Source organism: Streptomyces chartreusis NRRL 3882 (genome assembly GCF_900236475.1).
GTDB lineage: Bacteria > Actinomycetota > Actinomycetes > Streptomycetales > Streptomycetaceae > Streptomyces > Streptomyces chartreusis_D.
In genome coordinates this window covers 8,358,485-8,382,894 of sequence record NZ_LT963352.1, presented here as the reverse complement: position 1 = coordinate 8,382,894, position 24,410 = coordinate 8,358,485, and the positions used below count along the sequence as shown (strand labels likewise).

Annotated in this window: 22 protein-coding genes; 8 read left to right on the top strand and 14 right to left on the bottom strand. The window is 71.7% G+C overall.

Annotation, left to right across the window (positions count from 1 at the left end):
- The first annotated feature begins 95 nt into the window (after positions 1-95).
- Positions 96-740, top strand: coding sequence for a PAS domain S-box protein (locus SCNRRL3882_RS37815; RefSeq protein ID WP_010040664.1), 645 nt, complete (start codon positions 96-98; stop codon positions 738-740).
- On the opposite strand, the gene SCNRRL3882_RS37810 is transcribed toward SCNRRL3882_RS37815, so the two are convergent.
- Positions 680-1,594: a DUF3626 domain-containing protein gene (locus SCNRRL3882_RS37810; protein ID WP_040903310.1), complete on the bottom strand. Its 915-nt coding sequence runs from the start codon at positions 1,592-1,594 to the stop codon at positions 680-682. The two genes, SCNRRL3882_RS37815 and SCNRRL3882_RS37810, sit on opposite strands and share 61 nt — an antisense overlap.
- 81 nt (positions 1,595-1,675) lie before the next feature.
- Here SCNRRL3882_RS37810 and SCNRRL3882_RS37805 point away from each other — a divergent pair, with 81 nt between their 5' ends.
- The 3 genes from SCNRRL3882_RS37805 to SCNRRL3882_RS37795 all read left to right on the top strand — a co-directional run bounded on the left by SCNRRL3882_RS37805 (position 1,676) and on the right by SCNRRL3882_RS37795 (position 4,825).
- Positions 1,676-2,170 carry an FBP domain-containing protein gene (locus SCNRRL3882_RS37805; protein WP_010040670.1) on the top strand — a complete coding sequence of 165 codons (495 nt, stop codon included), beginning with the start codon at positions 1,676-1,678 and terminating at the stop codon, positions 2,168-2,170.
- A gap of 86 nt (positions 2,171-2,256) precedes the next feature.
- Positions 2,257-3,510 (top strand): FUSC family protein, encoded by a 1,254-nt coding sequence (locus SCNRRL3882_RS37800; protein WP_010040671.1) that lies wholly within the window; start codon positions 2,257-2,259, stop codon positions 3,508-3,510.
- A 118-nt stretch (positions 3,511-3,628) separates the two neighbouring features.
- The gene (locus tag SCNRRL3882_RS37795) at positions 3,629-4,825 is read left to right on the top strand and encodes a lactonase family protein (RefSeq protein WP_029181230.1); all 1,197 of its coding nucleotides are present in this window, start codon (positions 3,629-3,631) and stop codon (positions 4,823-4,825) included.
- On the opposite strand, the gene SCNRRL3882_RS37790 is transcribed toward SCNRRL3882_RS37795, so the two are convergent.
- Complete coding sequence (locus SCNRRL3882_RS37790) at positions 4,793-5,524, bottom strand: DUF2470 domain-containing protein (RefSeq protein ID WP_010040676.1); 732 nt, start codon at positions 5,522-5,524, stop codon at positions 4,793-4,795. The two genes, SCNRRL3882_RS37795 and SCNRRL3882_RS37790, sit on opposite strands and share 33 nt — an antisense overlap.
- Positions 5,525-5,609: 85 nt before the next feature.
- Positions 5,610-6,218 carry a TetR/AcrR family transcriptional regulator gene (locus SCNRRL3882_RS37785; RefSeq protein ID WP_010040678.1) on the bottom strand — a complete coding sequence of 203 codons (609 nt, stop codon included), beginning with the start codon at positions 6,216-6,218 and terminating at the stop codon, positions 5,610-5,612.
- A 109-nt stretch (positions 6,219-6,327) separates the two neighbouring features.
- Here SCNRRL3882_RS37785 and SCNRRL3882_RS37780 point away from each other — a divergent pair, with 109 nt between their 5' ends.
- Positions 6,328-7,824, top strand: a complete 1,497-nt coding sequence (locus SCNRRL3882_RS37780; RefSeq protein ID WP_010040680.1) for a cytochrome P450 — start codon at positions 6,328-6,330, stop codon at positions 7,822-7,824.
- Here SCNRRL3882_RS37780 and SCNRRL3882_RS37775 read toward each other — a convergent pair.
- The 11 genes from SCNRRL3882_RS37775 to SCNRRL3882_RS37725 all read right to left on the bottom strand — a co-directional run bounded on the left by SCNRRL3882_RS37775 (position 7,786) and on the right by SCNRRL3882_RS37725 (position 19,308).
- Positions 7,786-8,628 (bottom strand): pentapeptide repeat-containing protein, encoded by an 843-nt coding sequence (locus SCNRRL3882_RS37775; protein WP_010040682.1) that lies wholly within the window; start codon positions 8,626-8,628, stop codon positions 7,786-7,788. The genes SCNRRL3882_RS37780 and SCNRRL3882_RS37775 overlap by 39 nt on opposite strands.
- Positions 8,629-8,641: 13 nt before the next feature.
- Positions 8,642-9,535, bottom strand: a complete 894-nt coding sequence (gene sigJ, locus SCNRRL3882_RS37770) for an RNA polymerase sigma factor SigJ (protein WP_010040683.1) — start codon at positions 9,533-9,535, stop codon at positions 8,642-8,644.
- Between the two features lie 11 nt (positions 9,536-9,546).
- Positions 9,547-10,281 (bottom strand): PIG-L deacetylase family protein, encoded by a 735-nt coding sequence (locus SCNRRL3882_RS37765; protein ID WP_029181232.1) that lies wholly within the window; start codon positions 10,279-10,281, stop codon positions 9,547-9,549.
- Positions 10,282-10,331: 50 nt separating this feature from the next.
- Positions 10,332-11,633 carry an alpha/beta fold hydrolase gene (locus SCNRRL3882_RS37760; protein WP_010040686.1) on the bottom strand — a complete coding sequence of 434 codons (1,302 nt, stop codon included), beginning with the start codon at positions 11,631-11,633 and terminating at the stop codon, positions 10,332-10,334.
- 109 nt (positions 11,634-11,742) lie between these two features.
- The gene (locus tag SCNRRL3882_RS37755; protein WP_010040688.1) at positions 11,743-12,768 is read right to left on the bottom strand and encodes a LacI family DNA-binding transcriptional regulator; all 1,026 of its coding nucleotides are present in this window, start codon (positions 12,766-12,768) and stop codon (positions 11,743-11,745) included.
- An 87-nt stretch (positions 12,769-12,855) separates the two neighbouring features.
- On the bottom strand, positions 12,856-14,280 hold the full coding sequence (locus SCNRRL3882_RS37750; RefSeq protein ID WP_010040691.1) for a BNR repeat-containing protein: 1,425 nt from the start codon (positions 14,278-14,280) through the stop codon (positions 12,856-12,858).
- Positions 14,281-14,297: 17 nt separating this feature from the next.
- Entirely contained in the window at positions 14,298-14,618 is a 321-nt protein-coding gene (locus SCNRRL3882_RS37745; protein ID WP_010040693.1) for an L-rhamnose mutarotase, read from the bottom strand.
- Positions 14,619-14,635: 17 nt separating this feature from the next.
- Complete coding sequence (gene rhaS / locus SCNRRL3882_RS37740; protein ID WP_010040695.1) at positions 14,636-15,721, bottom strand: rhamnose ABC transporter substrate-binding protein; 1,086 nt, start codon at positions 15,719-15,721, stop codon at positions 14,636-14,638.
- A gap of 29 nt (positions 15,722-15,750) precedes the next feature.
- Positions 15,751-16,761, bottom strand: a complete 1,011-nt coding sequence (locus SCNRRL3882_RS37735; RefSeq protein ID WP_010040696.1) for an ABC transporter permease — start codon at positions 16,759-16,761, stop codon at positions 15,751-15,753.
- The gene (locus tag SCNRRL3882_RS37730; RefSeq protein WP_010040698.1) at positions 16,754-17,794 is read right to left on the bottom strand and encodes an ABC transporter permease; all 1,041 of its coding nucleotides are present in this window, start codon (positions 17,792-17,794) and stop codon (positions 16,754-16,756) included. The genes SCNRRL3882_RS37735 and SCNRRL3882_RS37730 overlap by 8 nt, the downstream gene beginning before the upstream one ends.
- Positions 17,791-19,308: a sugar ABC transporter ATP-binding protein gene (locus SCNRRL3882_RS37725; protein ID WP_010040702.1), complete on the bottom strand. Its 1,518-nt coding sequence runs from the start codon at positions 19,306-19,308 to the stop codon at positions 17,791-17,793. Before SCNRRL3882_RS37725 ends, SCNRRL3882_RS37730 begins: the two co-directional genes overlap by 4 nt.
- Positions 19,309-19,570: 262 nt before the next feature.
- On the opposite strand from SCNRRL3882_RS37725, the gene rhaI reads away from it, so the two are divergent.
- From rhaI to SCNRRL3882_RS37710, 3 genes are all read left to right on the top strand, one after another.
- On the top strand, positions 19,571-20,731 hold the full coding sequence (gene rhaI, locus SCNRRL3882_RS37720; protein ID WP_010040704.1) for an L-rhamnose isomerase: 1,161 nt from the start codon (positions 19,571-19,573) through the stop codon (positions 20,729-20,731).
- Between the two features lie 135 nt (positions 20,732-20,866).
- Positions 20,867-22,906: a bifunctional rhamnulose-1-phosphate aldolase/short-chain dehydrogenase gene (locus tag SCNRRL3882_RS37715; RefSeq protein ID WP_010040707.1), complete on the top strand. Its 2,040-nt coding sequence runs from the start codon at positions 20,867-20,869 to the stop codon at positions 22,904-22,906.
- Positions 22,903-24,351 carry a rhamnulokinase gene (locus tag SCNRRL3882_RS37710; RefSeq protein WP_029181233.1) on the top strand — a complete coding sequence of 483 codons (1,449 nt, stop codon included), beginning with the start codon at positions 22,903-22,905 and terminating at the stop codon, positions 24,349-24,351. Before SCNRRL3882_RS37715 ends, SCNRRL3882_RS37710 begins: the two co-directional genes overlap by 4 nt.
- Positions 24,352-24,410: the final 59 nt, after the last annotated feature.

Below are 24,410 nucleotides of genomic sequence, written 5' to 3'. Positions count from 1 at the left end.
ACCCTGCGGGCTGTGCCGCGGCCCTGCATGATTGTGTAGTACAAGCAGACGCGTCGCTCTTGCGCGGGGCGGCCCGGACGTGGCAGGAGAAGCTCGTGGACCAGGCCCGGCAGGAGGCCGTGACATGGCGCAACCGCGCCCTGCTCCTCTTCGACCGGGTCGCGATGCCGGTCGCGGTGTGCGATGTGTACGGCGCGGTGCTGCTGGCCAATCCGGCGATGGCCGCGGAGTGCGGTACGACGCCGGGGCGGCTGCGCGGCCGTGACGTACTGGACCTGTTCAGTCCGCGGGAGGCCACGCAGGTGGAGCGCATCGCCGAGGCACTGCGCCTGCGGCACCGCTCGCGCTACCAGGTGTCGGTGCGCTGGCGGGCACCCGGCGGCGCGGAGCGGTACGGGGAGTTGACGGCGGACCCGGTGAGCGACACGGTGGAGGACACGCCGGCGCTGCTGGTGATGCTGCGCGTGGACGGCGAGCGCGCCCCCTCCCCCGCCCCGCCCGCCGGACAGGCCCGGGTCACCCCCATGGAGGCGCGCATCCTGGCCCTGCTGGCCGCCGGCGCCACCACGGCCCGGGCAGCCCGCGAGACCGGCCTCACCACCGACGGCGTCACCTACCACCTGCGCCGCCTGTCGTCCCGCTGGCACGCCGCCAACCGCACCCAACTGGTGGCCCGGGCCTATGCGCTGGGGGTGCTCGCACCGGGGGTCTGGCCGCCGCAGGCAACCTCCGCGGAGTAGGCCGTGCCCGCTCCCTCCGGCGCGCCGAAGCGGGCGAGGGTGTGCCACACCTTCTTCAGGTCCTGAAGTCCGTACCGACCCGTCCGGGCGGCGTCGCCGATGGCCCGCGGGTCGACCAGGCCGTCCCGGGCGATCCGGGCGCCCAGTTCGGCGTACTCCCGGCCGCGGTAGTCGGCGTTGCGCCGCAGTCCGGCCACCGTGATCCGGTAGCCGGGGTGCCACTCGACGGGGCAGGGCAGCCGCCGGGCCGCGGCCTCGACCGGTGTGCCGCGGTAGCAGGCGTCCAGCACCAGTGCGTCCACGTCCCGGGCCAGGTCGACGCCGCCGTGCACGTGCGCCTCGATGTAGTCGTCGAGGGCGTCCCGCTCGTCCGCCTCCGCCAGCGCGATGAGCGACATGCCGGTCGCCACGCCGAAGTCGGTCGGCTCCGCGGCGCTGTCGGGGTAGCAGAACGTGGCGCGGTTCAGGGCGCCGGCGCGCAGCCGGAAGTGCGAGGAGCCGAAGCGCGGCGCCGCGCCGACCACCTGCCTGCGGAAGTTCAGGGCGCCGTACACGGGCCGCTCGTGAGCGGCCGCCTCGTCGTACGCCCCGCCGAAGATCCGGCTCTCCCAGCGCCACCGGTCACCGCCGGGACGGGCCGTGAGGCCGCCGTTGCTGGTGCCGGTGACGAACTGCGAGTGGTAGGCGCCGTCCCGGCCGAGCGCCACGAGGACGGGCACCTCGCCCGCCGACCGGTCCGGATGGAAGTTCAGCGTGATCCGCACGTCCGGATCGACGGCGGGCCCCGACGAGCCGCCCGCCACATGGCGCAGCGCCGCCCGGGCCCGAACCGACGCGACCTCAGGAAAATCCACTGGCTCCCCTTCGCCGTTGCTTCTAACCTGACACGAAACCTAGGACCCCTAGGTTTCAGTACGACGACCAGGAGCCCTCCCATGAGATCACTCACCGAACCGGACATCCGCAACTCGTTTGTCAACTGCTCCAAGGGAGAGGCCAAGCGTCTGACCGTCCCCCGGGACCTCGCCGAACGACCCTGGGACGATCTCGACTTTCTCGGGTGGCGGGATCCCGGGGCGCCAGACCGGAGTTATCTGGTCACCGAGCGCGAGGGGCGGCTCGTCGGGCTGGCGATGCGGTTCCAGGCCGCGCAGCGGGGCTTCCTGCAGCGCAGCATGTGTTCGCTGTGCCTGACGACGCACCCCCGGGGCGGTGTGTCGCTGATGACCGCACGGAAGGCGGGAGCGGCCGGACGCGAGGGCAACTCCGTCGGGGCGTACATGTGCACCGACCTCGCCTGCTCGCTCTACCTGCGCGGGAAGAAGGTGCCGGAGAACGGGACCCGCTTCGACGAGAGCCTCACCGTTCAGGAGCAGATCGAGCGGACCCGGGGCCATCTGGCCGCCTTCCTCGACAAGGTGTACGCCTGAGGCCCTCGGTCGCCCGTGGTTTCCCTCGGCGCTAACGTCCTTCATGAACGCGTTCGATGCGCCAGGGGAAGGGGAACAGCCCGAGGATGCGAGAGGTACGTGAGTGGACGGCGCACGCCAGGCGGATCCTGCACAAGCGCCGGGACCCGGTGGTCGTCCAGACGCTGCGGTCCGCGACCGCGGCGACGATCGCGTACGTCATCGCGCTGCGGCTGAGCCCCGAGCCGGCACCGCTCACCGCTCCCCTGACGGCGCTGCTGGTCGTCCAGGTGACCCTGTACGCCACGCTCACCAACGGCTTCCGGCGGGTGAACGCCGTGGTGACCGGCGTCCTCGTCGCGATCGCGTTCAGCCTTCTGGTGGGCCTGACCTGGTGGAGCCTGGCGCTGCTCCTCGTGGCGTCGCTGGCCGTGGGCCGGCTGGTCCGGGTGGAGGAGTACGTACCCGAGGTCGCGATCAGCGCGATGCTGGTGCTCGGGGTCACGACCGTCGGGGACACCGCCTGGGCCCGGGTGGTGGAGACGCTGATCGGCGCGGTCGTCGGGCTCGGCTGCAATCTGCTGCTGGCTCCGCCGGTGTGGGTGGAGGAGGCGGGAGAGTCGATCGAGGGGCTGGCGCGCCGGCTGCGGCAGCTGATGCTGCGCATGGGCGAGGAGGCCGTCGGCGGCACGCCCCCGCACCGCGCGGCGGAGCGGCTGCACGAGGCGCGGCGCCTGGACCACGACATCGTCGAGGTCGACGCGGCGCTCCGGCAGGCGGAGGACAGCCTGCGGCTCAACCCGCGCGTGCGGGAGGGCCTGCTGCACCGAGTGGTGCTGCGCACCGGCCTGGACACGCTGGAGATCTGCACGGTCGTCCTGCGGGTGCTCGCGCGCTCCTTCACCGACCTCGCGAAGGAGCGCGAGCCGGAGCCGCTGTTCGAGGCCGAGACGGGCGCCGCGCTGGAGCAACTGATGTCCGAGATCGCCGACGCCGTGGTGAGTTTCGCGGTGCTGGTGACCACCCATCTCAGTGCGAGCGCCGAGTCGGCGGAGGAACGTCTCACCGCGGAACTGCGCACCGCGGCGGGCACCCGCGACAAGCTGGCCCTGCTGCTGCGCGAGGAGGCCGAGCGCGAGACGGAGCACTGGCAGTTGCTCGGCGCCGTCCTGACGGAGGTCAACCGGATCCTCGACGAGCTCGACACCGAGCACCGCACCCGGCGCCTGTTCGAGGAACTGGACCGTGTGTCGCGGGAGCAGCGCGTGCGGATGCCGCGTCTGACGCGGCTGCGGGAGCGCCTCGGCGTTCAGGAGCAGATGTGGCGGGACCGTACGGGGGTCGGCGGGCGTTTTCGCTGATTGACCACCTGGAGCGGGTTGCACGGCGCGCAACGCTCGGTGCCGTTGTTGCACGCGGTGGGTGAACCACGCCAAGGTGGCTGTCGCGACGGGGACGAGTGACGACCTGAGGGGCGACATGGGCAGTGGTGGCTGGAGCAGACGCCGGTTCGTCGGCGCACTGGCGGGCGGAGCCGCCGCGGCAGGGCTGCCCGCCTGTGACGACGCGCCCGCGCCTGCGGGCCCGACGAGCCCGACAACCCCCGAGGCGAGCGTGAGCCCCTCCCGCGAGGCCCGTCGCCCGTCCGGCCCGCGCCCGCTCTACATCGGGACGTACACCTCCGTCGAGGGCGGCGGCAAGGGCATCGGCCTGGCCACGTACGACGCGGCGACGGGCCGGATCAGCGGCACGGGCACGCTCACCGGCGTCGGCGACCCGTCGTACCTCGCGATCCACCCGGACCACCGCACGCTGTACGCGGTGAACGAGCGCGAGGACGGCGCAGTGACGGCCGTCCGGCTGTCCGACCGGAAGGTCCTGGGCAGCCGTAGCACCGGCGGCGCGGCCCCCTGCCATCTGTCGGTGCATCCGGGCGGGCGCTGGCTGTTCAGTGCGAACTACGGCTCGGGCAGCGTGGCGGTGCATCCCATCGACACCTCGGGCGCCCTCGGCGAGCGGACCGACCTCGTCCGGCACTCCCGTCCGGCGCCGGGGCCGGGCCAGGAGGGTCCGCACGCCCACCAGATCTTCACCAGCCCCGACGGCGGGCACGTGCTCGCCGTGGACCTGGGCACGGACACCGTCTACTCGTACCGGCTCGACGAGAAGGCCGGGACGCTCACCGAGGTCGCCCAGGCGCAGACCCGGCCGGGCGCCGGCCCGCGCCACCTGACGTTCCACCCCGGCGGCCGGTACGCCTATCTCGCCGACGAGGTCGACAACACGGTGGCGGTCTGCTCGTACGACCCCGCCTCCGGCCGCGTCACGGTCGGCGAGGCGCAGTCCACGGGCACGGGTTCCGGCACCAACTACCCGGCGCAGATCCTGGTGACCCCGAACGGCCGTTACGCCTTTCTCGCCAACCGTGGGCACAACAGCCTCACGCGCTACGCCGTCGAGGCGGACGGCGCCCGGCTCAGGCTGCTGGACACCGTGCCGGTGGGCGGGGACTTCCCGCGCCAGATCGCCCTCTCGCCGGAGGGCACGCTGCTGTTCGCGGCGAACCAGAAGTCCGGCACGGTGACGGTCTTCCGCGTGGACGAGGCGAGCGGCGCGCTGCGGCGCACCGCCGAACCGTTTCCGTCACCGGTCGCCGTCTGCGCGCTGCCGCTGTAGGGCCCGCGGGCAGGACGCGGCGGTCGCCTGGCCGAGCAGGACGTGCATGCGCTCGGTGAGCTGCCCGACGTCGTCGGCGGGCGCGTGGAACGCGAGGCGTACGTCGCCGTGGGCGCGGGTGCGTTCGATGCGCAGCGTCAGTCCGTGCCGGTCGACGGCGAGGGGCTGGACGCGGACCGCGCCGTGCAGGCTGTCGGCGGCGACGAGCCGGGTGAGCCGCTCGACCGCGTCCGCGTGGCAGTCGGCGAGGTGCGTCAGCAGCCGGGCCTCGGCCGCGCCGAGCGGGTCGGGCGTCGCGGCGGCGAAGTCGTCGAGGTCCACGACCACCGCCCCGGACGGCTGGCGCAGCACCACGCGCGTGGCCCGGAAGGCCAGCCGGCCCTCCTCCTCGACGGTGAACCAGCCCGCGAGCCACAGCCGGGCGCGGATCCGGTCGCGCACGGGGACGGGCGCCACGTCGGCGAACTCCAGCACCGCGGACGGCTCGCCGCGGGGCGCGCAGATCGCGGCCGCGAGCAGGGCGCTGTCCCCGGGCACGTCCACCAGCACCCGGCCGTCCTCGGTCACCGTGTGCGCGCCGGCCAGTTCCTCCCGCGTGCCTTCCGCGGTCACCGAGCAGGACCACGCGGCAGCGAGCACCGAGCGCGCCCGCTCCGCGGCGGCGGGGGCCGCCGTCCAGCCGTGGCTGTCGTCACCCATCCCAGACCTCCTTAGGTAAGCCTTGCCTAACCTACCGAAAATCGGGGCGTGCGCCAACCACGTCACGTGATCTTTACGAGGCCTTTCAGGGAGTGAGGACGCCCAGCAGGGCGCGCGCGCACAGCTCACGCACCTGATCCCGGCTCAACTCCGTGCCGCGCAGCCACTCCAGGCAGACGGACGTGGTGAACGCCAGCCAGCCGCGCACCGCGAGCCGCACCTCCGGCCGCTCTTCACAGGCCGGGCCGAACTCGGGGTCCGCGGCCAGGCCCGCGAGGATCTGCCGCTCCTGCGCGGCCAGCGCCCGCTGGTAGACCCGCCGCACCGCCTGGTCCCCGGCCGCGTCGGCGCGGTGGAAGGCGCGGTAGCCGTGGGCGTGGGTCCGGACGTACTCCAGGAACGTGTCGAGGCCGCCCGCGAGCTGCTCGCGCACCGGCACGCCGGGCACCGCCGCCGTCATGCGCAGCATCCGCTCGCTCTCGCGCTCGACGACCGCCGCGAAGAAGTCCCGCTTGGTCGGGAAGTAGTGGTACAGCAGCCCGCGCGACACCCCGGCGATCTCGGCGACCTGCTCGATCCACACGTCGTCGTACGGACTCTCCGAGAACAGCCGCGCCCCGACCGACAGAAGCTGCTCCCGGCGCTCCTCGGTGCTGAGCCGGCGGCGCGTGCGCCCGCTCTGGTTCGCGGCCATGCCCGCACTTTACTTGACGCCGGTTCAACAACGGGACCACACTGAACCGCGCTATTGAACCCATGTACAACACGTGCGAACGCGCCGTTGGATCAAGGGAGATCGCGTCATGCCGCAGGCGCCGAAACGGGACGGGCTGCCCCAGGGGTTCCGGAGTGCCGAGCTGGGCTGGCCGGAACTTGACCGCATTCCCCATCCGCCGCACCGGATCCCGCTGCTCGGTGACGTGGTGGGCGTGAACCGGAGCACCCCCCTCCAGGACTCGCTGCGGTACGCCCGCCGGCTGGGTCCGGTCTTCCGCCGCAAGGCCTTCGGCAAGGAGTTCGTGTTCGTGTGGGGCGCCCGGCACGCGGCCGACCTCGCGGACGAGTCGCGGTTCGCCAAGCACGTGGGGCTGGGCATAGCGAACCTGCGGCCGGTCGCCGGGGACGGCCTGTTCACGGCGTACAACCACGAGCCGAACTGGCAGTTGGCCCACGACGTGCTCGCCCCGGGGTTCAGCCGCGAGGCGATGGCCGGTTACCACCCGATGATGCTGGCCGTCGCGGGGCAGCTGACGGAGCACTGGGACCGGGCGGCGGCGACGGGCCGGGCGGTGGACGTGCCCGGCGACATGACCAAACTGACGCTGGAGACGATCGCGCGCACCGGCTTCGGGCACGACTTCGGGTCGTTCGAACGTTCCCGGCCGCATCCCTTCGTGACCGCGATGGTCGGCACGCTGACGTACGCGCAGCGGCTCAACACGGTGCCCTTCCCGCTGGCTCCGCTGCTGCTGCGCAGCGCGAGCCGCCGCAACGCGGCCGACATCGCCCACCTCAACCGCACGGTCGACGAGCTGGTCCGCGCCCGGCGCGCCTCCGGCCGCGGGGACGGGGACCTGCTCGACCGGATGCTGGAGACGGCCCACCCCGAGACCGGGGAGCGGCTGGAGCCGCAGAACGTCCGCCGTCAGGTCATCACCTTCCTCGTCGCCGGCCACGAGACGACGTCCGGCGCGCTCTCCTTCGCACTGCACTACCTCTCCCGCCACCCCGAGGTCGCGGCCCGGGCCCGCGCCGAGGTGGACCGGGTGTGGGGCGACGCGGCGGTACCCGCCTACGAGCAGGTGGCCAGGCTGCGCTACGTCCGCCGGGTGCTGGACGAGTCGCTGCGGCTGTGGCCCACCGCGCCCGCCTTCGCGCGGGAGGCGCGGGAGGACACCGTGCTGGCCGGGGAGCATCCCATGCGGCGCGGGGCGTGGGCGCTGGTGCTGACGCCGATGCTGCACCGGGACCCCGAGGTGTGGGGCGCGGACGCCGAGCGGTTCGACCCGGACCGCTTCGACGCGCAGGCCGTGCGGAACCGGGCCCCGCACAGCTTCAAGCCGTTCGGGACCGGGGCGCGGGCCTGCATCGGGCGCCAGTTCGCCCTGCACGAGGCGACGCTGGTGCTCGGCCTGCTGCTGCGCCGCTACGAGCTGCGGCCCGACCCGGCGTACCGGCTGCGCGTGACGGAGCGGCTGACGCTGATGCCGGAGGGACTGCGGCTGCACCCGGAGCGCCGGACGCCGGTGCGGGAGCCGGCCTCAGACCTGCGCTGTCCAGTGCCCGGGCCGGGAGACTGACGCGGGCAGCCGGGTCCCGGCACTCCCCCGGGCCGCGTTCAGCTGCGGCTGGGTGAGGAAGAACGCCCCGGTCAGGTCGGCGTCGGTGAGGTCCGTGTCGCGCAGGTCGGCACCGATCAGGTCCGCGCCCCGCAGGTCCGCGCCCGTGAGGTCGGCGGCGATGAGGTAGGCGCCGCGCAGGTCGGCGCCGCGCAGGTCGGCTCCCTTGAGTCGGGCGCCCATGAGGTCCGCGCCCCGGCGGTTCTTCTTACGGCCCTTGGTGCCGGCCCGGGCCAGCTCGCTCGTCCGCAGCAGCAGGACGTTGACCTCCTGACGGTGCGCCGCCACGTCCAGCGCGGCGAGCTCCTCGGGGGCCAGCCGGGTCAGCTCCTCGGTCTTCTCCAGGGACCCCCGCAGCTCGGCGTGGACGGGACGGGCGGCGGGCAGGGCGAGCGCCTCGGTCAGGTACCAGAGCAGCTCGTGCAACTGGCGTACGACCGGGAAGACGTCGAACATGCGGCGGGCGTGCTCCAGCGGCCCGGACCTCCAGTCCTGACCGCCGAAGGTGATCTGCGAGACCCGCTGGCCGGCACCGAAGCAGTCGTAGACCGTGCAGCCGGTGAACCCCTTCTGCCGCAGCCGGGCGTGGATGCCGCAGCGGTGGTCGCCCTGCAGGTTGCGGCAGGGCGTGCCGGCGTCCTTGTCGACGGCGAAGTCGGCCGAGGCCGCGAACGGCAGGGCGACGCAGCACAGCCCGAAGCACCGCTCGCAGTCGCCGCGCAGTTCCGCCCGCGCGGCCTGGTGATCTCGCATGGCGTTCAGCATACGAAACGACAACTCACCGATGATGCGGTGGCGCCCCCAGACGCTCCAGCCGCTCGGGGTCGGCCAGGATGTACATGCCGGTGATCCGGCCGTCGGCGATCGTGACGCCCATGACCGACTGCACGCGTCCCCCGGGCGCGTTGACGACGCCGACCGAGCCGTTGACCAGCACCAGCTCCGCGGACTGCGCGAACCGGGCGAACATGAGCGCCTGCTCCGCCACCGTCTTCGCCCCCTGGACGGCCTTGGACGCGGCCGCGCCGCGCACCAGGGCGCCCGAGTCGGCCCGCAGCACCACATCCGGGTGCAGCAGCGCGAGCAGCGCCTCGAAGTCCCCGGCGCGCGAGGCGGCCAGGAAGGCGTCGAGGACCTCCTTCTGCCGGCCGAGGTCCGGCTCCGCCGCCGGGGTGGCGCCGCGCACCCGGCGCCGGGCGCGGCTCGCCAGCTGCCGGGTCGCGGCCGGGCTGCGCTCCACGATCGGCGCGATGTCGTCGAACGGCACGGCGAACATGTCGTGCAGCACGAACGCGAGCCGCTCGGCGGGCTCCAGGTTCTCCAGGACGACGAGCAGGGCCAGACCCACGGAGTCGGCCTGGAGCACCTCCTCCGCCGGGTCGAGGTGCTCCAGGGGCCGGAGCACGGGGTCCGGGACGAAGGCATCGCCCATCGGTTCCTCGCGGCGTGCGGTGCGCGAGCGCAGCAGGTCCAGGCACACGCGGCCGGTCACGGTGGTGAGCCAGCCGCCGAGGTTGCGGATGTCGTCCGCCTCGGCGCGGCCGAGCCTCAGCCAGGCCTCCTGGACGGCGTCCTCGGCCTCGGCCAGCGAGCCGAGCATGCGGTACGCGACCGCCTTCAAGTGCCCGCGGTGCTCCTCGAACCGGCCGGCCAGTTCCTCGCTGCCTGTCATGGTCTCCCCCGTCATCTGCTGAACAGCTCGAACGCCACCGCCGGCCTGCCCCCGAACCGCTCGCCCGTCGTCTCGGCGTGCCGCGTCAGGAAGCCGCGCACGTACGCCTCCGGGTCCTCGCTGGTCAACACCTCGATATAGGTGCGGTGTTCCAGCAGGGAGCGCACCGCCCGTTCCATCCCGGGCGTCGCGTCGACGGCGTGCGTAGGGGTGCTGGAACCGGCGACGGCGACCCAGCGCACGCCGTCCCACGGCTGAAGCCCCTGCTCGGTGAGCTCCGGGAAGATCCACCGGTTGCCGGCGTCGCCGGTCGCGTCGAGCGTGGCCCGGCCGACCGCCACGTGGTCCGGGGTGTTCCAGGCGACGCCGCCCCAGGTGTCCCGGTGGTTGAGGGTGATGACCAGCTCGGGCCGGTGCCGGCGGATCGCGGCGGCGATGTCGCGGCGCAGGGTGGTGCCGTACTCGATGACACCGTCCTTGTGGTCGAGGAACTCCACGACCGACACGCCGACCACCGCCGCGCTCGCCCGCTGCTCGCGCTCCCGCAGCGGACCGCACCGCTCGGGCTCCAGGGTGTCGATGCCCGCCTCGCCCCGGGTCGCCAGCACATAGGCGACCTCGCGGCCCTCGTCGGTCCAGGCCGCGATCGCCGCCGAGCAGCCGTAATCGAGGTCGTCGGGGTGGGCCACGACCGCGAGGGCACGCCGCCAGTCGCCGGGCATGGGCTGGAGTTGAGTGGTCGTCATGTCGGCAGACTAATCCGCGCCACCGACATCACCGCGTGTCCGGCACGGCATCACGCCTCGTTCCGCGCCAGCGCCAGCAGCCGGTCGAGGACCCGTTGGCCGCCGGTCCGCACGCCGTCGTGCTCGAACTCGTCCGTGATCCAGGTGCGCAGGCCGCGGATGGCGCGGGCGGTGCGCAGGGAGTGGGCCGTGTCGACGTACATGTCGTCGTGGTAGACGGCGGCGACGACCGGTACGTCGTTGGCGGCGAGGCGGGCCGGGTCGTACAGGGGCGTCCAGTCGGTGCGGGCGGCGAGCAGGTCGGCGGTCTCGCGCAGGGGGCGCAGCGCCGGGTCGCAGTCGAACATCCAGGGGTGGATCGACTCGCCGGTGAACAGCAGCGGTTCGTCGCCCGCGAGGGCCTTCGCGGCGTCGAACCGGGGGAACTCGGCGCGGACCCGCTCCGCCGACCAGGCGGTGGGCCGGGCGTCCTGGCCGTAGATCGCCTCGTGGACGAGGGCGTACAGCGGGTGGCGGGCGTAGGACAGCATGCCCTGCGCCTGCTCCTGGAACGCGTCGGAGAGCGTGAAGCCCTGCGGGGTGCGGACGAAGGCGTTCTCCAGGAGGTAGTGCAGGCGGTGGGTGCCGTCGCCGGTGCCGAGGACGATGCCGAGGGACTGGAAGGCCTCGACGGTGAGTCGGTAGCCGTTCGGCAGGACCACGTCGTGCGTCAGGAGGTGGTCGGCGATCCGGCGGGCGCGTTCGGCGTCCTGCGGGTAGCGGGCGTAGTGCGCGGTCACCTTGCGTTCGATGCGCGGGAAGGCGGCCCGGTAGACGTCGTCGGCGTGGGCGTCCAGGGAGGGCAGTCCGCCGGTGATCACGGCGGTGGCCAGGCCCTCGGGCGCGAGGGACAGGTAGGTGGTCAGGCAGAAGCCGCCGAAGCTCTGGCCGAGGACGGTCCAGGGGGCACCGCCGGTGACCTGCGCGCGGATGGCCTCGCAGTCGCGGACGATCGAGTCGGCCCGGAAGTGCGTGAGGTAGTCGGCCTGTGCGGCGGGGCCGCCGCGCAGCGGGAGCGTCTGCCGGTTGGCGGGCGTGCTGTGGCCGGTGCCGCGCTGGTCGAGGAGGAGGACGCGGTACTCCTTCAGCGCGCGGCCGAGCCAGCCGGGCCTGCCGACGGAGCGGTCCGCGCCGAAGCCGGGCCCGCCCTGGAGGTAGAGCAGCCACGGCAGGTCCTGGTGCGCCTTGTCGCTCGCGACGACCTCGCGGGCGTACAGCTCGATCGTCTCGCCCCCGGGGTGGTCGTGGTCGAGCGGGACGGTGAAGCGGCGGTCGGTGAGGACGACTCCGGGCTGACGGTAGCTGAGGGTCAACAGGGCTCCCGGGACGGACGGATTTTCGGACCGCGTCCCAGTTCATCACAGCGGGCGTCCGCGAGTGGCCCCTTCGGATCATGAAATCCTCCTGAACGGCGGTTCAGGCTCAGCGCGCGGACAGACTGGAGCGGCGGACGACCAGTTCCGGCTGGAGGACGACCCGCCGGTGCTCGTGCGGCTGCGCCGCGCCCTCCGCCTCCGTCTCCTCCAGGAGCAGGTCGGCCGCCATGGCGCCCATGGTGACCGCGGGCTGCCGTACCGAGGTGAGCGGGACGGCGGCGGCCGCCGCGAACTCGATGTCGTCGTAGCCGACGATGGCGAGGTCGTCCGGGACGTCGACACCGGCCGCGTACATGGCCTGGAGGACACCGAGCGCCAGCAGGTCGTTGGCGCAGAACACGGCGGTCGGCCGGTCGGCCAGGCCCAGCAGACGGGCGCCGGCATCGCGGCCCGCGGCGACGTCCAGCCGTTCGGTGGGCAGCTCGCGCAGCGCGTCGGGGCCGAGCCCGGCCTCGGAGAGCGCTTCGAGGGCGCCCGTGCGCCGGTCGCGGACCTGGTTGAGGCCGGGCGGGCCGCTGACGTACGCGATGGAGCGGTGCCCGGCGTCGACGAGATGGCGTACGGCCAGGGCACCGCCCGCGACGTCGTCGACGGAGACCGAGCACTCGGTGGTGCCCTCGGCGACCCGGTCGACCAGGACGAACGGGATGCCGTGCCGGCGGAACGCCTCGATGTTGCGGCCGGTGGCGTCGGCCGGGGTGAGCAGTACACCGCGCACCCGCTGCTCGGCGAAGAGCGACAGGTATTCGGCCTCCTCGCCCGGGTTCTGGGCGCTGTTGCAGACCATCACGCCGAGTCCGGCCTGCCGGGCGGCGCGCTCGGCTCCGCGCGCGACGTCGACGAAGAAGGGGTTGCCCATGTCGAGGACGAGCAGCCCCATGATGCGGCTGCGACCCGCGCGCAGCTGGCGTGCGGACTCGCTGCGGACGTAGCCGAGCCGGTCTATCGCGGACAGCACGCGGGCCCGGGTCTCGGTGGCGACCGTGTCCGGGCGGTTGATCACGTTCGACACCGTGCCGACGGAGACTCCGGCGGCGCGGGCGACGTCCTTGATACCCACCGACTGGGCCATCGGGCAGGGACCTCCAGAGGGAGACGAGGGGGCGGCGGCCGGGGCGGCTTCACATTACCGGCACGCCGCCCCGGGGCTCGGGCGCGGTCAGGCAGGGAGCCGGAAGTCGACGACGTGCAGCGCGGAGGGCGTCGTACCGCTGGACTTCTCCTGGTACATGAAGGACAGCACCCCGTCCTGCGCGACGCGCGTCTCGTCGATGACGACCTCGCCGAAGGCGTTGAGGCCGCTGCCGTCGAACAGGATCCTCCAGTCGGTGTGGCCGGAGGCCGCCGAGGCGCCGGCGATCCGCCCGAACGGGAAGATCGCGTAGGCGTTGTCGTACTTGTCCAGGATCAGCTTGGTGCGCTGGCTGGAGTTCAGCGGGACCGGGATCTCGGTCTTCTGCCAGGAGCCCGAGGCGTTCTTGCGGACGTGGAAGGCGCGTCCGTTGGCGGTGCGGTCGGCCACGTAGTTCGTGGTGCACTGGCCGAAGCGGCCGGGGACGTAGGAGATGATCGCGTGCGGCCGGCCCGCGGAGTCGGTGAACTGGCTCTCCTGGTTCATCAGGGAGTGGTCCGGGTTGAGCGGGTCGACGACCAGGCCGGCGTCGTTCACGGACACCTTGTCGGAGCCGCCGGTGACGCCGACGACGGTGCCCGCGTTGTTGCGCCAGGTACGGCCGCGGTCGTCGGAGTAGACGTAGCCGGTGTCGTGGTTGGTGATGCCGCCGCTGGAGCACATCACGGCGCCGTTCTGCTCACGCCAGGTGAAGAAGGAGTGCAGCCGCCCGTTCCGGTCGTAGTCGATGCCGTGCAGGTACATGTTGCGGGCGGTCGAGGAGCCGTGCTCGCTGGTGTACGTGCCCGTCGAGCTGGACCACTCGCCGAGGTTGGTCCACTTCGTGCCGTCGTACTCGGCGAGCGCGTTGCGGCCGTTGCCGGAGACGGCGACGCGGTAGCTCAGCTGGAGCTTGCCGTCGGGTGTGGAGATGAACTGCGGGTAAGTGAACTGCGAGGTCAGCGTCAGGCCGTCCAGGGTGGACTGGGGTGCGCCGAAGCGGCTCGCCGTCCAGCTCAGTCCGCCCGGGTCGTCCATGAGCCCGGCGACCGACTTGACGTAGGTGAAGCCGTCGCTGTGGGAGTCCATGTTAAGGTGCAGCCGGCCGTCGACCTTGGAGACACCCATGGAGATGACGTTGTGGGAGTCGTCGTACCGCAGCGTGTGCCCGACCTTGACGGTGGACCAGGTGCTCGCGCCGAGGGCGCGGCGGCCGACGACGGCGTTGCGGTCGGCGGTGTACCAGACGGCGTACTGGTAGCCCTTGTAGGTCAGCAGGCCGTTCTTCTGGAACGAGTTGTTGTTGACCAGCCCGTCGTAGGACACGAAGAAGATGGCCTGGTTGTCGAGGGTGGTGGTGCCGGTCCGGGTGACCGAGGGGCCGGGGTCGGCGGCCCGCGCGGTGCCGGAGGCGACAGCGGGCGTCACCACGGCTCCGGCCAGGGCGGCGGCCAGCAACGTGCGTCTGCGCATCTCATGAACTCCATCGTTCAGGCGAGGTGGAACACTTCCGTGAGCGGTTTCATGGCCTCGTCGGGCCGGGCGCCGTCCAGCGACTCGAAGAACGGCGCCATCTCCGCCTGCCAGCGGGCGTTGACGTCGGTGGCTTCCATGCCGGCCTGGGCGGCCGCGAAGTCCTCGGTCTCCAGGTAGCCGACGAGCAGTCCGTCCTCGCGCAGGAAGAGCGAGTAGTTGTGCCAGCCGGTGTCCGAGAGTGCCTGGAGCATCTCGGGCCACACGGCGGCGTGCCGCTCGCGGTACTCGTCGAGGCGGTCCTCCCGGACCTTCAGCAGGAAGCACACGCGCTGCATCAACGATCCTCCAGGGACTAGAAGTTGAACTGGTCGATGTTCTTGGCGTCGAACACGGTCGGCTTGCCGAGGCTGATCACGCCGTCCTTGCCGATGGTGTACTCGCCCATGGAGCCGGCCTTGAAGGTCTCGCCCTCCTTGCCGGTGATCTGCCCCGAGGACAGGGCGACGGCGGTACGGGCGGCCAGTTCGCCGAGCTTCGCCGGGTCCCACAGCTCGAACGCCTCGACGGTGCCGTTCTTGACGTACTTGCGCATGTCGTTCGGGGTGCCGAGGCCGGTCAGCTTGACCTTGCCCTTGTACTTGGAGCCCGACAGGTACTGGGCGGCGGCCTTGATGCCGACGGTGGTCGGGGAGATGATCCCCTTCAGGTTCGGGTACTCCTGGAGCAGGCCCTGGGTCTGCTGGAAGGACTGCTGGGCGTCGTCGTTGCCGTACGCGGTCTTCACCAGCTTCATGTTCTTGTACTCGGGCTTCTTCAGCTCGTCCTTCATGAAGTCGATCCAGGTGTTCTGGTTCGTCGCGGTCTGCGCGGCGGACAGGATCGCGATCTCGCCCTTGTAGCCGATCTGCTTGGCGAGCAGCTGCACCTCGGTACGGCCCAGGTCCTCGGCGGAGGCCTGCGAGACGAAGGCGTTGCGGCAGTCGGGCGTGGTGTCGGAGTCGTACGTGACGACCTTGATGCCGTTCTTCATGGCCTGCTTGAGGGCGGTGCACAGGGCGCCCGGGTCCTGCGCGGACACGGCCATCGCGTCCACCTGCTGCTGGGTGAGCGTGTTGACGTAACTGACCTGCCCGGAGGTGTCGGTCGCGCTGGACGGCCCGACCTCCTTGTACTTGGAGCCCAGTTCGGCCAGGGCCTTCTCGCCGCCCTTGTCGGCGGTGGTGAAGTACGGGTTGTTGACCTGCTTGGGCAGGAACCCGACGGTCAGCCCCTTCTTCAGCTCGGCATTGGGGTCGGCCTTGCCGGCGGTGGCGGCGGAACCGCCTTCGTTCGCGACGTCCTTCTTGGTGGTGCCCCCGCCACAGGCGGTGAGCGCGAGAGCGAGAGAGGTGGCAGTGGCGAGCACCGCGCAGCTGCGGCGGAGGGTTGTCTTGCGCATGGCTGTCGTCCTTTACGAGGAAGGGCTGGTCATGGGGTGGGAGTCGAGGCGGCTCTGCGGCCCGCCCTCGCTGTGGAGATCTGCCGTACGACCCGGGGGCCGAGCACGGAGAGAACGAGCAGGACGCCGGTGACGACGATCTGCGACTGCGCCGAGACGTCCTGGAGGCTCATCACGTTCTGCAACGCCCCCAGCAGGAACACCCCGGCGATCGCGCCGCCCAGCGTGCCCTTGCCACCGTCGAAGTCGATACCGCCGAGCAACACGGCCGCCACGACGGAGAGTTCCAGACCCGTGGCGTTGTCGTAGCGGGCGCTGGCGTAGTGCAGCGCCCAGAAGATCCCGGTCAGAGAGGCCATCAAGCCGGTCAGCGTGAAAAGGACCAGCTTCTGCCGTTTGACCCGGATGCCGGCGAACCGCGCGGCCTCCTCACTCGCCCCGATCGCGAACAGCGACCGCCCGAACGGCGTGGCGTGCAGCGCGACCACAGCGATGGCGAGCAGGACGAGGAACGGCAGGAAGGCGTACGGGACGAACGTGTCGCCGATGCGCCCGGCCGCGAAGTCCAGGTACTGGGAGGGGAAGTCGGTCACCGCGTCCGAGCCGAGCACGATTTGCGCGATACCTCGGTACGCGGCGAGCGTGCCGATGGTGACGGCGAGGGACGGCAGCCCCAGCCTGGTCACCAGCAGGCCGTTGACCAGCCCGCAGACGACGCCCAGCAGCAGGCAGATCGGGATGATCGTCTCGATGGCCATGCCCTGGTTCCACAGGGCGCCCATCACGGCACCGGACAGACCCGCCGTCGAGGCCACCGACAGGTCGATCTCGCCGGACACCACCAACAGCGTCATCGGCAGGGCGATCAGCGCGATCGGCAGCGTGTTGCCGATCAGGAACGACAGGTTGAGCGCGTTGCTGAACCCGTCGACGAAGCCGAAGGAGAACAGCAGCAGCACGATCAGCAGGGCGCCGACGGCGGAATCCCACCTCTTCAAGGCGGACCAGCGGACCGCTCGGCTCAGGGAGATGTCAGCCATGGCGGGCGTTCCTCTTCTTCAGGGCGGAGGCCACGCGCAGCGCGACGATCCGGTCGACCGCGATGGCGAGGATGAGCAGGATGCCGTTGATGGCGAGCACCCACACGGAGCTGACGCCGAGGGCGGGCAGCACACTGTTGATCGACGTCAGCAGCAGCGCGCCGAGGGCCGCCCCGTAGACGCTGCCGGAGCCGCCGGTGAAGACGACGCCGCCGACCACGACCGCGCTGACGACGGTCAGTTCGTAGCCGTTGCCGGTGCCGGAGTCGACGTTGCCGAACCGGGCGAGGTACATCGCGCCGGCGAGTCCGGCGAGGGCGCCGCAGAAGGTGTACGCGGCGAGGATCCGCTCGCGCACGGGGATGCCGGCGAGGCGGGCGGCCTCGGGGTTGGAGCCCAGCGCGTAGAGCTCGCGGCCGCTGGCGAAGTGCTTGAGGTAGTAGGCCGTCGCCACCAACACCGCCAGCGCGATCAGCGCCAGGTACGGCACCGCCGAGATGCCACCGGAGCCGAAGTCGACGAAACCACCGGGCAGGTCGGCCGCGGTGATCTGCCGGGAGCCGACCCAGATGGAGTCGATGCCGCGGATGATGTAGAGCGTGCCGAGGGTGACGACGAGCGCGGGCACCTGGCCGAGGCTGACGAGCAGTCCGTTGAGCAGTCCGAAGCCGATGCCGAGCAGCACGGCCAGGGCGATCGCCACGACCGCGTTGCCGCCGCCCTGGAGATAGGTGCCGGCGGCGAACGCGCTGATGCCGAGCGTGGATCCGACGGACAGGTCGACGTTGCGGGTGATGACGACGAGGGACTGGCCGGTGGCGACCAGCACGAGGATCGTCGCGTTCAGCAGCAGGTCCTTGATGCCCTGTTCGGAGAGGAACTCGCTGTTGCCGGCCTGGGTGACGGCGATCATCACCAGGAAGACGATCAGGATGGCGAGTTCGCGCATCTTGAAGACGCGGTCGACGAGGCGGGTGCCGCTCGACTTGGGCACGTCGGCCACGGGGGCCTCTTGTGGGGTGACGACCGTCATGCGGCGGCCCTCCCGGTGGCTGCGGCCATCACGGTTTCCTCGGTGGCGTCGGAGCGTGGGATCTCGGCGGTGAGGCGGCCCTCGTGCATGACCAGCACGCGGTCGGCCATGCCGAGGATCTCGGGCAGGTCGGAGGAGATCATCAGGACGGCCACGCCGTCGGCGGCCAGCTGGGACAGCAGCCGGTGCACCTCGGCCTTGGTGCCGACGTCGATGCCGCGGGTCGGCTCGTCGACGATCAGCACCTTGGGGGCGGTGGCCAGCCACTTGGCGAGCACGACCTTCTGCTGGTTGCCGCCGGACAGGGTGTTGACGGTGTCGGCGATCCGGGCGTACTTGACCTGGAGCTTGACGGCCCAGTCGAGGGAGCGGCTGCGCTCGGCGCCGCGGTCCATGAGCCCGGCCTTCACGGTCGTGCGCAGCCCGGTGAGCCCGATGTTCCGCTCGATCGACATGTCCATCACCAGACCCTGGGCGCGCCGGTCCTCGGGGACCAGGGCGAGTCCGGCGGCCATCGCGGTGGACGGGGCGCCGTTGACCAGGGCCTTGCCGTCGACGGAGACCTCGCCGGCGTCCCAGCGGTCGATGCCGAACACGGCCCGGGCGACCTCCGTGCGCCCGGCGCCGACGAGCCCGGCGAGGCCGACGATCTCGCCGTGCCGCACCTCGAAGGAGACGTCGGTGAACACACCCTCGCGGGTCAGCCGGCGCACGCTCAGGGCGACGCCGCCCGGCTGCACGTCCTGCTTGGGGTAGAGCTCGTCGAGGTCGCGGCCGACCATGCGGCGCACGAGGTCGTCCTCGGTCATGCCGTCCAGCGGCTCGCTGCCGACCCAGCCGCCGTCGCGCAGGGTGGTGACCCGCTGGCAGATCTCGAAGATCTCCTCCAGCCGGTGGGAGATGAACAGCACGGCGGCGCCCTGTTCGCGCAGGGTGCGTACGACGCCGAAGAGGCGGGCGACCTCGCTGCCGGTGAGCGCGGCGGTCGGCTCGTCCATGATCAGGACACGGGCGTCGAAGGAGAGGGCCTTGGCGATCTCGACGATCTGCTGGTCGGCGATGGAAAGTCCGCGGGCGGGCCGGTCGGGGTCGAGTTCGACTCCGAGGCGCTCCATGAGGGCGGCGGTCGCGTTGTGCGTGGCCTTGTGGTCGATCCGGCCGAGGGCGCGCCGGGGCTGGCGGCCCATGTAGATGTTCTCGGCGATCGACAGGTCGGGGAAGAGCGTGGGCTCCTGGTAGATCACGGCGATGCCGGCGTCGCGGGCGTCGCCGGGACCGTGGAAGGCGACGGGCGCACCGTCGAGCAGCACCTGGCCGGCGTCCGGCCGGTGCACCCCGGCGAGCGTCTTGATGAGGGTGGACTTGCCGGCACCGTTCTCACCGGCGAGGGCGTGCACCTCCCCGGGGAACAGCTCCAGGGAGACGTCCCGCAGTGCGCGGACCGCGCCGAAGGACTTGGAGACGTCCCTCAGTGCCAGAACCGGGGCCGGACCCGTGGTGGACGGGTGGGTCATGGGGGCTCCTCGACGACGCCGGCGGGACGGCCCTCTCGGCGTCGTGAAAGGTTTCAACTGGGTTGCCGGGACGTTAGGCGGGTCGTGCATGTCACGTCAATGGGTTCCGGTCGAAAAAGTTTCGAGGACAGAAGGTCACGCCCTGGTCACGGGAAACCGCGTAGGTCGAAGGGGTTGACACCCCTTCGGGGGGCCCATAACTTCGCGTCCTGAATCGTTTCATTCGGTGGTCGTTACGACCCGATGCCTCAGGAGCCCTGACGTGACCGAGCTCGCCGCGGTGAAGGCCGCTCTCAAGACCCAGGCAGTCGAGACGCCGTCGTGGGCGTACGGGAACTCGGGCACGCGCTTCAAGGTGTTCGCGCAAGCGGGTGTGCCGCGCGATCCGTACGAGAAGCTGGACGACGCGGCGAAGGTGCACGAGTTCACGGGGGCCGCCCCGACCGTCGCCCTGCACATCCCGTGGGACAAGGCCGACGACTACGCGGCGCTGGCGAAGCATGCCGAGGAGCGTGGTGTGAAGCTCGGCGCGATCAACTCGAACACGTTCCAGGACGACGACTACAAGCTCGGCAGCATCTGCCACCCGGACGCGGCGGTGCGGCGGAAGGCCCTGGACCATCTGCTGGAATGCGTCGACATCATGGACGCGACCGGTTCGACGGACCTGAAGCTGTGGTTCGCCGACGGGACGAACTATCCCGGGCAGGACGACATCCGGGCCCGGCAGGACCGGCTCGCCGAGGGGCTCGCGGAGGTCTACGAGCGGCTCGGTGAGGGGCAGCGGATGCTGCTGGAGTACAAGTTCTTCGAGCCGGCGTTCTACACGACCGACGTGCCGGACTGGGGCACCGCGTACGCCCACTGCCTGAAGCTCGGGCCGAAGGCTCAGGTCGTCGTCGACACCGGGCATCACGCACCGGGTACCAACATCGAGTTCATCGTGGCGACGCTGCTGCGGGAGGGGAAGCTCGGAGGGTTCGACTTCAACTCGCGGTTCTACGCGGACGACGACCTGATGGTCGGGGCCGCGGATCCGTTCCAGCTGTTCCGGATCATGTACGAGGTGATCCGGGGCGGGGGGTTCTCGCCCGAGGTCGCGTTCATGCTCGACCAGTGCCACAACATCGAGGCGAAGATCCCGGCGATCATCCGCTCGGTGATGAATGTGCAGGAGGCGACGGCGAAGGCGCTCCTCGTCGACCGGGAGGCCCTGGGTGAGGCGCAGAAGTCGGGTGACGTGCTGGAGGCCAATGCCGTGCTGATGGACGCGTACAACACCGATGTCCGGCCTCTGCTGGCCGAGGTGCGGGAGGAAATGGGTCTCGACCCGGACCCGATCGCCGCGTATCGCCGTTCCGGGTGGGCGGAGAAGATCGCCGAGGAGCGCGTGGGCGGACAGCAGGCCGGCTGGGGGGCGTGAGCGTCTGCCGGGTTCTGCACGATTCGGACTGCGGGCCGTATGTGGTTGATCGCGCCCACGCGGCGGAGCCGCAAATCAATACAGCCCCGCGCCCCTGAAGGCACCTCACCCACTCTCTTCTGAAAAGGAACTGTCATGGCAACCCATCCCGAAGCCGCCGCTCTCCTGGCCCGTTCCCACCGGCTCGGCTCCGATCCCCGTAACACCAACTACGCGGGAGGCAATGCCTCCGCGAAGGGCACCGAGACCGATCCCGTCACCGGCGGTGACGTCGAGCTGATGTGGGTCAAGGGGTCCGGCGGTGACCTCGGGACTCTCACCGAGGCCGGGCTGGCCGTGCTCCGGCTGGACCGGATGCGGGCGCTCGTCGACGTCTACCCGGGCGTGGAGCACGAGGACGAGATGGTCGCCGCGTTCGACTACTGCCTGCACGGGAAGGGCGGGGCGGCGCCGTCCATCGACACCGCCATGCACGGGCTCGTCGAGGCCGCCCACGTCGATCACCTCCACCCGGACTCCGGTATCGCGCTCGCCTGCGCCGCCGACGGGGAGAAGCTGACCGCCGAGTGTTTCGGGGACAGTGTCGTGTGGGTGCCGTGGCGGCGGCCCGGATTCCAGCTGGGGCTGGACATCGCGGCAGTGAAGGAGGCCAACCCGCAGGCCATCGGGTGCATTCTCGGCGGGCACGGGATCACCGCCTGGGGGGACACGTCCGAGGAGTGCGAGCGGAACTCGCTGCACATCATCCGGACCGCGGAGCAGTTCCTCGCCGAGCGTGGCAAGGACGAGCCCTTCGGGTCGGTGCTCGAGGGGTACGCCGCGCTGAGTGCCGGGGAGCGCCGGGAGCGGGCCGCCGCGCTCGCGCCGTACGTCCGTGCCCTCGCCTCCCGGGACCGGCCGCAGGTCGGGCACTTCAACGACTCCGAGGTGGTCCTCGACTTCCTCGCGAGCGCCGAGCATCCGCGGCTGGCGGCGCTCGGCACCTCCTGCCCTGACCACTTCCTGCGGACCAAGGTCCGGCCGCTGGTCCTCGACCTGCCGCCGACCGCTCCGCTCGACGAGGCCGTCGCCCGGCTGAAGGAGCTGCACGCGGAGTACCGCGCGGAGTACGCCGCCTACTACGAGCGGCACGCCCTGCCCGACTCCCCCGCCATGCGCGGCGCCGATCCGGCGATCGTGCTGGTGCCCGGGGTCGGCATGTTCTCGTTCGGCAAGGACAAGCAGACCGCCCGGGTGGCCGGCGAGTTCTACGTCAACGCCATCAACGTGATGCGCGGCGCGGAGGCTGTGTCCACGTACGCGCCGATCGAGGAGTCCGAGAAGTTCCGCATCGAATACTGGGCCCTTGAGGAGGCCAAGCTTCAGCGGATGCCGAAGCCCAAGGCGCTCGCGACGCGGGTGGCGCTGGTGACCGGTGCCGGCAGCGGGATCGGGAAGGCCATCGCGCACCGGCTCGTGGCCGAGGGGGCGTGCGTCGTCGTCGCGGACCTCAACGGCGGCAACGCCCAGGCCGTCGCCGACGAGCTGGGCGGGCCGGACAAGGCCGTCGCCGTGACCGTGGACGTCACGTCCGAGGAGCAGATCGCCGACGCCTTCAAGGCGGCCGTGCTGGCCTTCGGCGGCGTCGACCTCGTCGTCAACAACGCCGGTATCTCGATCTCCAAGCCGCTGCTGGAGACCTCGGCCAAGGACTGGGACCTGCAGCACGACATCATGGCGCGCGGGTCCTTCCTCGTGTCGCGGGAAGCGGCGCGGGTCATGATCGCGCAGGAGCTGGGCGGCGACATCGTCTACATCGCCTCGAAGAACGCCGTGTTCGCCGGGCCCAACAACATCGCCTACTCGGCCACCAAGGCCGACCAGGCCCACCAGGTGCGGCTGCTCGCCGCCGAGCTGGGCGAGCACGGCATCCGCGTCAACGGCGTCAACCCCGACGGTGTCGTGCGCGGCTCCGGGATCTTCGCCGGCGGGTGGGGGGCCCAGCGGGCCGCCGTGTACGGGGTCGAGGAGGAGAAGCTCGGCGAGTTCTACGCCCAGCGGACCATCCTCAAGCGTGAGGTGCTCCCCGAGCATGTCGCGAACGCGGTCTTCGCCCTCACGGGCGGCGACCTGACCCACACCACCGGGCTGCACATCCCGGTCGACGCCGGCGTCGCGGCCGCCTTCCTGCGGTGAGCGGGGCCGTGAAGTCGTACGCCGCGGTCGACCTCGGCGCGTCCAGCGGGCGCGTCATGGTCGGCCGCGTCGGCCCCGACAGCCTGGAGCTGACCGAGGCGCACCGCTTCCCGAACCGGCCCGTGCGGCTGCCCGAGGGGCTGCGCTGGGACGTCCTGGGCCTGTACGCGGGGGTGCTGGACGGACTGAAGGCGGCCGGGCAGGTCGACTCGGTCGGCATCGACAGCTGGGCCGTGGACTACGGGCTGCTCGACGCGGACGGGGCGCTCCTCGGCAATCCCGTGCACTACCGGGACTCCCGGACGGCAGGGGTCGCGGAGAAGGTGTGGGCGACCGTCCCGGCGGAGGAGCTGTACGCGGCGACCGGGTTGCAGTACGCGCCCTTCAACACCCTGTACCAGCTGACGGCGGCCCGCTCCTCGGCCCAGCTGTCCTTCGCCCGGCGGCTGCTGCTCATCCCCGACCTCCTGACGTACTGGCTCACCGGCGAGCAGGGCACCGAGGTCACCAACGCCTCGACGACCCAGCTGATCGACCCCCGGACGCGCGACTGGTCGTACGACATCGCCTCGCGGTTGGGTGTCGACCTGGGGCTGTTCGCGCCGCTGCGGCAGCCCGGTGATCCGGCGGGTGTGCTGCGGGACGCGGTGCTGGAGGAGACCGGGCTGACCGGCCCCGTGCCCGTGACGGCGGTCGGGTCGCACGACACCGCGTCGGCCGTGGCCGCCGTACCCGCCGGGCGGGAGCGGTTCGCGTACATCTGCACCGGCACCTGGTCCCTGGCCGGTCTGGAGCTGGACGCGCCGGTGCTGACCGAGGAGAGCCGGGCGGCCAACTTCACCAACGAGCTGGGGCTGGACGGCACGGTCCGGTACCTGCGCAACATCATGGGGCTGTGGCTGCTCCAGGAGTGCGTGCGGGCCTGGGGCGACCCGGACCTGGGCGCACTGCTGCTGGAGGCCTCCAGGGTGGAGGCGTTGCGGTCGGTCGTGGACGCGGGTGACGCGGCGTTCCTCGCGCCGGGGCGGATGCCGGAGCGGATCGCCGAGGCGTGCCGGGCCTCGGGGCAGCCCGTGCCCGAGTCGCGGGCCGAGGTGACGCGCTGCATCCTCGACTCCCTCGCCCTCGCCCACCGCAAGGCCGTCCAGGACGCGCAGCGGCTCGCCGGGCATCCGGTCGACGTGGTGCACGTGGTGGGCGGCGGTACGCGCAACGCGCTGCTGTGCCAGCTGACCGCCGACGCCTGCGGGCTGCCGGTGGTCGCGGGGCCGACCGAGGCGGCCGCCCTGGGGAACGTGCTCGTGCAGGCGCGGGCCCACGGACTGGCCGGTGACCTGGCGGGGATGCGGCGGCTGCTCGTCCGTACCCAGCCGCTCACGCGGTACGAGCCGCGCGGCGGGACCGAGCGCTGGCGCGCCGCGCAGGACCGGCTCGCCGGGGGCTGACGGGGTCTCCCCACGCTCTCGTCCCCGGACTACGCTGCACTCATCCGATGATCAACCAC